Raw genomic sequence first — 9,725 nt, 5'->3', positions numbered from 1 at the left:
TTCAACGGCTTCTAGTCGTCACACTCCGTCCCCGCGGCGGAGCGGAGCCCGGCCTTACGGCCGGGCTCTTCGCGTTGGTGGGTGCGGAATGTCCGTCACGACGGGCATCGTCTGGAAACGCAAGAAGGGCCCGGTCGTTCGTGCGACCGGGCCCTTCTTGCATCACGGATCGTTCCGGGGGCGGCCGCGCCGTCCCCATGGTCTGTCAGATGTCGAGCTCGATCTCGTCGGCGAAGACCGCGCGCTCGGAGATGAAGGCGAAGCGGGCCTCGGGCTTGTTGCCCATCAGCCGCTCGACCGTGTCGCCGGTGGCGTCGCGCGCCTCCTCCACCACCTCGACCCGCAGGAGCGTGCGCTTCTTCGGGTCCATCGTGGTCTCCTTGAGCTGGCCGGGCATCATCTCACCGAGGCCCTTGAAGCGCCCGATCTCGACCTTGCCCGACTTGAAGGTGGTCTTGAGCAGCTGCTCCTTGTGCCGGTCGTCCCGGGCATAGGCGCTCTTGGCGCCCTGCGTCAGCCGGTAGAGGGGAGGGACCGCCAGGTAGAGGTGCCCGCCCTCGATCAGCTTCGGCATCTGCCGGTAGAAGAAGGTGATCAGGAGCGAGGCGATGTGGGCGCCGTCGACGTCGGCATCGGTCATGATGATGACCTTCTCGTAGCGAAGGTCGTCGTGCCGGTACTGGTTGCCGATGCCGCAGCCCAGCGCCTGGATCAGGTCGGAGAGGAGCTGGTTGGCCCCGAGCTTGTCCCGGCTCGCCGAGGCGACGTTGAGGATCTTGCCACGCAAGGGAAGGATCGCCTGGGTGGCGCGGTCGCGGGCCTGCTTGGCCGAGCCGCCGGCCGAATCGCCCTCGACGATGAAGATCTCGGAGCCCGCGGCCCCGGCCTTCGAGCAATCGGCGAGCTTGCCCGGCAGGCGCAGCTTGCGGGTCGCGGTCTTGCGGGCGACCTCCTTCTCCTGGCGTCGGCGCAGGCGCTCCTCGGCCCGGTCGATCGCCCAGTCGAGCAGCTTGTTGGCCTGGGTCGGCGAGGCGGCGAGCCAGTGGTCGAAGGCGTCGCGGATCGCCGCCTCGACGATGCGGGACGCCTCCAGCGTCGCCAGCTTGTCCTTGGTCTGGCCCTGGAATTCCGGCTCGCGGATGAAGACCGACAGCATCGCCGCGCAGGTCGCCATGACGTCGTCGGCGGTGACCGATGCCATCCGCTTGACCTGGCCGACCCGCTCGGCGTGGTCGCGCAGGCCCCGTAGCAGGGCCACCCGCATCCCGCTCTCGTGGGTGCCGCCCTCCGGCGTCGGGATGGTGTTGCAGTAGGACGAGGAGAAGCCGTCGTCGTTGGCGAGCCATGCCACCGCCCATTCGAGCGAGCCGTGGCTGCCGGGCTTCGTCACCTTACCGGCGAAGACGTTGTCGGCGACCAGCTCCTTGCCGTCGATCTCGCGGGCGAGGTAGTCCTTGAGACCGGCCGGGAAGCGGTGCACCGCCTCGGCCGGCACGTTCTCGACGCCTTCGAGCAGGGCAGGGGCGCAGCGCCAGCGGATCTCGACGCCGCCGAACAGGTAGGCCTTCGAGCGCGCCATCTTGAACAGCCGGCGCGGATCGAACTTGTGCTCGCCGAAGATCTCGGCGTCCGGATGGAAGCGCACCTTGGTGCCGCGCCGGTTCTGCACCCGCCCGACGGTCTCGATCGGCCCTTGCGCGTGGCCGCGGGAGAAGGTCTGCCGGTAGAGGGTCTGGTTGCGGGCGACCTCGACCTCGAGCAGATCCGAGAGGGCGTTCACCACCGAGATGCCGACGCCGTGGAGGCCGCCCGAGGTCTCGTAGACCTTGGAGTCGAACTTGCCGCCGGCATGCAGCGTGGTCATGATGACCTCGAGCGCCGACTTGCCTGGAAATTTCGGGTGCGGGTCGATCGGGATGCCGCGGCCGTTATCGGTCACCGCGAGGCAGCCACTCTCCTCCAGCTCCACCTCGATGAAGCTGGCGTGTCCCGCCACCGCCTCGTCCATGGAATTGTCGATCACCTCGGCGAAGAGGTGGTGCAGCGCCTTCTCGTCGGTGCCGCCGATATACATGCCGGGCCGGCGCCGCACCGGCTCCAGCCCCTCCAGCACCTCGATCGCCGAGGCGTCGTAGCCGGCCTCCGCCGCCTCCGCGGGCGGGGGCACGGCGACGGGCTTGGGCCGCTTGGGCGCCTCCGCCTTCAGCGGGTCCACCGGTGGCTTGCCCCCCGGTCCGAACAGGTCTCGTGCGGCCTCGCTCACGCGACGGCCTCGCGGTGGGGGAAGGGCTCTGGCAGCATTCGAGGTCATCCTTTCCCTATACCGGAACAAACGCGGAACAAAAAGAGCCTTTGCGCGGCTTCGGGTGTGGCGAACGGGCGTGGTCGGGCGGCTCGGAATCGCCGCGCAGCAGAACCCGTACCAGAGTCACCGAGACGTAAACAAATTCCCTTAAAGCCCGGTAACGGGCGCGCGGCCCGCCGGAACCTCGGCTGTGACCGCCCGTTGTCCGGATGGCCGCTTCCGACGCCGGACGGGAGGCGCGCCGCAGGAGCGTTCCGACGATGAGAGCCGTCAACCGCCACGCCCGTCACCTCTCCCTTGCCCGCGCCGAGCAGGCGGCCGGCCAGGCCTTCGGCTTCGCCGAGGAGGGCGTCGCCGCGGCCGCCGCCGGGATCGGTCGCGTGACGATGACGGCGACCGGAGCCGCCGTCGCGGTGGCCTTTGCGGCGACCCTCGCCTGGGCGCTCTGACGGCTCCGCGAACGGCCGAACCCAGGAACCGTCGGATCGGCCGTTGCCGAAGGCGGGGGCCGCCTTAGGTCCCGCCTCGCAAGCCGGTTTTCGCAGCGCGGAACCTGCCCGCGGAACCTCCCGCGGAACCTGCCCAAGCCCACTGAATTTCCTGAGCGGCACCCCACGCCGTTCGCACACTCTTGCTTTCGAAGGATGGTGGCCCGATGCGGCGCGCCCACAGCATGCCATTCGGTGCGGAGATCGGACCGGAGGGCGTGCGCTTCGCCCTCTGGGCGCCGACCGCGACGAGCGTCGCCCTGGTGCTCGACGGCCGAGAGCATCCGTTGGAGGACCAGGGCGAGGGCTGGCGCCGCCTGACGGTGCCGGGCGTCGGCGCCGGCGCCCGCTACGGCTACAAGATCGACGGCGACCTCGTGGTGCCCGATCCGGCCTCGCGCTTCCAGCCGGAGGACGTCTCGGGCCTGAGCCAGGTGATCGATCCCTCGGCCTTCGCCTGGACCGATCGCGCCTGGGCCGGGCGCCCGTTCGAGGAGACGGTGATCTACGAGTGCCATGTCGGCACCGCGACGTCGGAGGGGACCTACGCGGCCCTGGCCGACAAGCTCGAAGCGTTGCGCGACCTCGGCGTCACCGCGATCGAACTCCTTCCGCTCGCCGACTTCAAGGGCAGCCGCAACTGGGGCTATGACGGCGTGCTGCCCTACGCGCCCGACTCGGCCTACGGCACGCCCGACGATCTGCGCCGCCTCGTCGACCGGGCGCATTCCCTTGGCCTGATGGTCTTCCTCGACGTCGTCTACAACCATTTCGGCCCGGCGGGGAACTATCTCCACGCCTATGCCAAGTCGTTCTTCACCGAGCGCCACCAGACCCCGTGGGGCGCCGGCATCAACTTCGACGGCAAGACCAGCGGGGAGGTGGTGCGGGACTACTTCGTCCACAACGCGCTGTACTGGCTGGAGGAGTTCCACGTCGACGGGCTGCGCTTCGACGCGGTCCACGCCATCCTGGACGACTCCGAAAAGCACTTCCTCGGCGAGCTGGCCGAGCGGATCCGTGCGGCATTCCCCGACCGGCCGGTCCACCTGATGCTCGAGAACGAGGCCAACCAGGCGTCGTGGCTGGAGCGCGATGGCGCAGGCCAGCCGCGCTTCCACAGCGCGCAATGGGCCGACGACACCCACCACGGCTGGCACATCCTGCTGACGGGCGAAGATTCCGGCTACTACGAGAGCTTCTCGGACAGGCCGGCCGCCCACCTCGCCCGCAGCCTGGCGGAAGGCTTCGCCTACCAGGGCGAGCCGTTCAAGACCCTCGACAACCATCCCCGCGGCGAGCCCTCCGGCCACCTGCCGCCATCGGCCTTCGTCACCTTCCTGCAGAACCACGACCAAGTCGGCAACCGGGCTCTGGGCGAGCGCCTGAGCCACCTCGCCGATGCCGACAAGCTGGCGCTGGCCCGGGCCGGCCTGCTCCTGAGCCCGCAGATCCCGATGCTCTGGATGGGCGAGGAATGGTCGGCCTCGACGCCGTTCCTGTTCTTCGTCGACTTCGCGCCGGACGAGGAGCTGAACAAGGCGGTGCGCGACGGCCGCCGGCGCGAGTTCAAGAGCTTCGCCGCCTTCGCGGACGAGGAGAAGGCGAAGACGATCCCGGACCCGACGGCGGAAGACACATTCCGGCGCTCCAAGCTCGACTGGGCGGAGCGCGAGCGCTCGCCGCACCGCGAGGTCCTGGCCGACACCACGGCGCTCCTCGCCTTGCGCCAGCGCGAGGTGGTGCCGCTGACGAAGACCGCCTGGCAGGGCGGTGCTTTCGCCCTGCCGCGGCCCGACGTGATCGACGTGACGTGGCGCTATGCCGGCGGGACCCTCCGGTTCGTTGGGGTGTTCGGCGGCGAATCGTACGAGCCCGGATCGCTGCCCGGCCGCGTCATCTGGCGCTCGCCCGCCGTCTCGCAGGACGAGGACGGCTCCCTGGTCCTGCCCGCCTGGTCGGGCGTGTTCGTGAAAGAGGTTTTCTAAGATGGCCGTGACCGAGGATGTCGTCGCGCGGCTCGCCGATGAGGCGGGCATCGCCGCGGACTACACCGACGCCTTCGGCCAGCGCGTCGAGACCCCGCTCGACGTGCGCCAGGGGCTGCTCGCCGCCCTCGGCCTGCCGGCGGGCACCGACGCGGAGGCGCAGGCGAGCCTCGGTCGCATCCGCTCGCTTCGCCACGGCCTCGTGCCGCCGCTGGTGCCGGTCGAGGCGCGCCGCGCGGCGCGGGTGCCGGTCCGGCCGGGAGAGGCCTCCGGTACGGTGAGCTGGCGGATCGTCGACGAGCGCGGCACGGCCCGCGACGGGCGCGTGGCGCTGACGCCCGAGACCGGCACGATCGAGCTGCCGCCGCTCACCCCCGGCTATCACCGCCTGACCGTGACGCTCGGCGATCAGCGCGCCGAGGCCATGGTGATCGCCGCGCCCCAGCGCTGCTGGCGCCCGCGGGCGCTGGGCGACGAGGGCGCCCGGGATTGGGGCCTCGCGGCGCAGCTCTACGGCCTGCGCTCGAAGGACAATCTCGGCATCGGCACCTACGCCGATGCCGGCCGGGCCGCGGCGGATGCCGGCGCCCGGGGCGCGGCCTTCCTAGGGTTGAGCCCGGTCCACGCCCTGTTCTCGACCGACCGCCAGAAGGTCTCGCCCTACTCGCCGTCCTCGCGGCTGTTCCTCGAAACCCTCTACATCGACCCGACGTCCCTGCCGGGCCTCGCCGGCAGCCGGGCCGAGCGCCTCCTCAAGGACGCCGCGCCCGAGATCGCGCGCCTGCGCGACGCCTCGCTCGTCGACCACGCGGGCGTCTGGCAGGTCTTGAGCCCGGTGCTCGAGGCGCTGTGGCAGGATTCGCCGGCCCGGGCCGGGCGGGACACCGAGTATCTCGCCTTCCGGGCCACCTTCGGCGAGAACCTGGAGGCCCACGCCACCTTCGAGGCCCTGGCCGAGCACTTTTCGGAGAAGGGCGCCCACTGGCTCGGCGACTGGCCGGAGGCCTATCGCCGCAACGGGACGCCGGAGGTCACGGCCTTCGCGGCCGAGTACCAGGAACGGGTCGCCTACCACGCCTGGCTGCAATTCCTCGCCGACCGGCAGCTCGCTCGTGCCGCCGCGCAGGGTCTCGCCTCGGGCATGCGCCTCGGTCTCTACCGCGACCTCGCGGTCGGGGCGGATCGCGGCGGCTCGGAGATCTGGTCGCATCCGGAGCGCTTCGCCGCCGGCCTGTCGATCGGCGCGCCGCCGGATATCCTGGCGCCGAACGGCCAGGATTGGGGCCTGCCGCCCTTCGATCCGCTGGAACTGGAGCGTGACGGGCTCGCGGCCTTCCGGGCGCTCGTCCAGGCCAACATGCGGCACGCAGGCGCGATCCGCATCGACCACGCCTTCCAGCTCGCCCGGCTGTTCCTGATCCCGGTCGGCGCGGGCGCCAAGGGCGGCGCCTACGTGGCGATGCCGTTCGAGGCGATGCTGGCGGTGCTGCGCCTCGAGAGCCACCGGGCGAAGTGCCTCGTCATCGCGGAAGACCTCGGCACTGCGCCGGCCGGCTTCTCCGACGCGCTGATGCAGGCCGGCATCCTGAGCTACCGCATCCTGTCCTTCGAGCGCGGCGAGGGCGGGGTGTTCAAGCGCCCGGCGGAGTACCCGCGCGACGCGCTCTGCGCCATCACCACCCACGACCTGCCGACCTTCGTCGGCTGGTGGCGCGGGGTCGACACGGAGCTGCGTCAGTCGCTCGGCCTGTACGACGCCGAGCGGGCGGGCGCCGAGCGCGAGGAGCGGGTGCACGAGCGCCGGCGGCTCGCCGAGGCGCTGAACCAGGAGGGCCTGATCCCCATCGCCGAGGTGCCGGGCGAGCCGCCCTTCGAGGCCGCCGTGCGCTTCCTCGCCCGGGCGCCGTCGGTGCTCACCGCCGTGCAGTACGAGGACATCCTCGGCGAGGTGAGCCAGGCCAACATGCCGGGCGTCACCGAGGGCTACCCGAACTGGCGCCGCAAGCTCGACCGCGACCTCGCGGCGATCGCAGAATCGGGCGGTCCGCTCGCCAAGCTCGCCGCCTCGCTGTCGGCGGAGGAGCGGGGGCCGCGCTCGGGCGCAGCCCGGCTCGCCTCGCCGCCGCCGCGGGCGACCTACCGGCTGCAATTCCACAAGGACTTCACCTTCGACCACGCGGCGAAGATCATTCCGTATCTGGCGAAGCTCGGCATCAGCCACGTCTACGCGTCGCCGATCCACAAGGCGCGGCCGGGCTCGATGCACGGCTACGACATCGTCGACCACCGCGAGATCAATCCGGAACTCGGCGGCGAGGAGGCCTTCGTGCGCTTCAGCGACACGCTGAAAGCGCATGGCCTGAAGTTCCTGCTCGACATCGTGCCCAACCACATGGGCGTCGGCGGCGCCGACAACCCGTGGTGGCTCTCGGTGCTCGAATGGGGCGCGCTGTCGCCGGCGGCCGACGCCTTCGACATCGACTGGGGCCGGCTCGGCGCCCGCAACAAGCTCGTGGTGCCGTTCCTCGGCGACCGCTACGGCGAGGCGCTGGAGAAGGGTGACCTGAAGCTCGCCTTCGACCCGGAGGAGGGCTCCCTCAGCGTCTGGCACTTCGAGCACCGCTTCCCGGTCAACCCGCTCAGCTACCCGATCGTCCTCGACCGGGCGCTCGCGGCGCTTCCGGAGGTCGGCGACGAGGCCTCGGCGGAAGTCCTGTCGATCTCCGAGCGCCTGCGCCGGATGGGCGACGAGACCAATACTGAGCGCCAAGCCGCCTTCCCGGAGGAGGCCGAGGGGCTGAAGCGGCGCCTCGCCCACGCGGTCGCGGCCTCAGCCGATCTGAAGGCGGCGATCGACCGCGCCGTGACCCTGGTCAACGGCTTCAAGGGCCATCCCGACAGCTTCGGGGCGCTCCACCGCATCCTCGAGGCCCAGGCCTACCGCCTCGCCCATTGGCGGGTCGCGGCGAGCGACATCAATTACCGCCGCTTCTTCGACGTGAACTCGCTCGCCGGCCTCAAGGTCGAGGACAGGCGGGTGTTCGAGGGCGCCCACGACATGCTCTTCCGCCAGATCCGCGAGGGACGGATCGACGGCTTGCGCATCGACCACATCGACGGCCTCGCCGATCCGGCGGGCTATGCCCGCGCGCTTCAGGCGGCCCTTGGCCCCGGCTTCTACATCGTGGTCGAGAAGATCCTGGAGCCGGGCGAGAAACTGCGGCCGTGGCCGATCGCCGGCACCACCGGCTACGACGTGCTCAACCAGATCGACGGGCTGTTCGTCGACCAGGGCCAGCGCGAGGCGGTGGCGCGCCTCTATGCCGGGGCGACCGGCATGGACGAGCCCTATGGCTGGCTCCTGCGCAATGTGAAGGGCGAGATCCTGGAGACGAGCTTCGCCAGCGAGCTGGAGGTGCTGACCTCGGACCTCAAGCAGATCGCGGATGCCGACCGGCGCACCCGCGACTTCTCGGTCAATGCCCTGCGCCAGGCCCTGTCCGAGATCATCGCCCGCTTCCCGGTCTATCGCAGCTACCTGTCTCAGGAGCTCGACGAGAACGAGATCGAGGCCGAGGACCTGAAGCTCATCGGCGACACGGTGCGCAAGGCCAAGCGCCGCTCCAGCCTGCCCGACCGCTCGGTGCACGACTTCGCCGAACGGGTGCTTCTCGGGCGGCTCGACACCGAGGGACCGGGCCGGCCCGATCCCGAGGTGGTGCGCCGCTTCCGCCGCCGCTTCCAGCAGCTCACCGGCCCGGTGATGGCGAAGAGCCTGGAGGACACGCTGTTCTACCGCTTCGTCGAGCTTCTGGCGCTCAACGAGGTCGGGGGCGATCCCGGCGAGTACGGGTTGCCGGCGGACCATTTCCACGCGCTCCAGGCCGCCCGTGCCCGCGACTGGCCGAACGCGATGATCACCACGGCCACCCACGACACCAAGCGCGGCGAGGACGCCCGCACACGGCTGCTGGCGCTCTCCGAGATCCCGGAGGAGTGGGCGGAGGCTTGGGCGTCGTGGGGCCGGCTGGTGAAGCCGCACCTCTCCGAGGTCGAGGGCGAGGCCGCGCCCGACGCCAACGACCAGTGGATGTTCCTCCAGGCGATCCTCGGCGCCTGGCCGCTGGAGCTGCTGACCGACACGCCCGATCCGAAGGCCGTCGAGGAGTTCCGCAAGCGCCTCGGTGCCTATGCCGAGAAGGCGATGCGCGAGGGCAAGCGCCGGTCGAGCTGGGTCAATGTCGACGAGGCCTACGAGGGCGCGGTCGCCAGGCTGTTCGACGCCCTGGTGGCGCCGGGCTCGGATTTCCTGCGCGAGTTCCGGCCCTTCGCCGAGCGGCTGGCGCGGGTCGGCATGGTGACGGGCCTCGCGCGCTCGGCGCTGAAATGCACCCTGCCGGGCCTGCCCGACATCTACCAGGGCACGGAGTTCTGGGACTTCTCCTTCGTCGATCCCGACAACCGCCGCCCGGTCGACTACGCCGAGCGCGAGGCGGCGCTCTCGCAGGACGTGGCCCTGGAAGACCTGCTCGCCTCCTGGCCGGACGGGCGGATCAAGCAGGCGGTCCTGGCGCGCCTGCTCGCCGACCGCGCCGCATTCCCAAGCTTCTACGCCGAGGCCGACTACGCGCCGGTCGCGGCCGAGGGAGAGGGGGCGGATCGCGTCGTCGCCTTCCTGCGCCAGGACGCGACCGCGGGCTCGGAGGCCGGCGACCTTCTGGTGGCGGTGCCCCGCCGCGTCGCGGCCGAGGACGGCCCGCGCCTCGCCGGCGCCTTCGCCGGGACCGCGCTGCCGGTGCCGGAGGGCAGCGTCTGGCGCGACCTGGTGACGGGCGACGAGGTGCGGGCGGAGGGCGGAAGGCTGCCCGTCGAGCGACTCTTCGCGCGCCTCCCCCTGGCGGTTCTGCGTCAGTCCGCCAGTTGAGACCCCGGGCTCGGCCGCAC

The 9,725-nt window shown here is 71.1% G+C and carries 4 protein-coding genes; 3 read left to right on the top strand and 1 reads right to left on the bottom strand.

Features of this window, described 5'->3' with window-relative positions:
• Positions 1-205 precede the first annotated feature (205 nt).
• Entirely contained in the window at positions 206-2,263 is a 2,058-nt protein-coding gene (gene parE / locus MFF64_RS22380; protein WP_099905207.1) for a DNA topoisomerase IV subunit B, read from the bottom strand.
• A gap of 302 nt (positions 2,264-2,565) precedes the next feature.
• Here parE and MFF64_RS22375 point away from each other — a divergent pair, with 302 nt between their 5' ends.
• From MFF64_RS22375 to MFF64_RS22365, 3 genes are all read left to right on the top strand, one after another.
• A complete protein-coding gene (locus tag MFF64_RS22375) occupies positions 2,566-2,754 on the top strand; it encodes a hypothetical protein (RefSeq protein ID WP_099905205.1) in 189 nt (62 codons plus the stop codon).
• A gap of 206 nt (positions 2,755-2,960) precedes the next feature.
• The gene (treZ, locus tag MFF64_RS22370) at positions 2,961-4,781 is read left to right on the top strand and encodes a malto-oligosyltrehalose trehalohydrolase (RefSeq protein ID WP_099905203.1); all 1,821 of its coding nucleotides are present in this window, start codon (positions 2,961-2,963) and stop codon (positions 4,779-4,781) included.
• A 1-nt stretch (position 4,782) separates the two neighbouring features.
• A complete protein-coding gene (locus tag MFF64_RS22365; RefSeq protein WP_238192429.1) occupies positions 4,783-9,705 on the top strand; it encodes a malto-oligosyltrehalose synthase in 4,923 nt (1,640 codons plus the stop codon).
• Positions 9,706-9,725: the final 20 nt, after the last annotated feature.

It is taken from the genome of Methylobacterium frigidaeris (assembly GCF_022179185.1).
Lineage (GTDB): Bacteria > Pseudomonadota > Alphaproteobacteria > Rhizobiales > Beijerinckiaceae > Methylobacterium > Methylobacterium frigidaeris.
This window is presented reverse-complemented; position numbering and strand designations above follow the sequence as displayed.

Excerpts from the sequence above, each read along its gene's own strand:
- MFF64_RS22375 (WP_099905205.1), top strand. The coding sequence starts at position 2,566 with ATGAGAGCCGTCAACCGCCACGCCCGTCACCTCTCCCTTGCCCGCGCC.
- treZ (WP_099905203.1), top strand. The coding sequence starts at position 2,961 with ATGCGGCGCGCCCACAGCATGCCATTCGGTGCGGAGATCGGACCGGAG.
- MFF64_RS22365 (WP_238192429.1), top strand. The coding sequence starts at position 4,783 with ATGGCCGTGACCGAGGATGTCGTCGCGCGGCTCGCCGATGAGGCGGGC.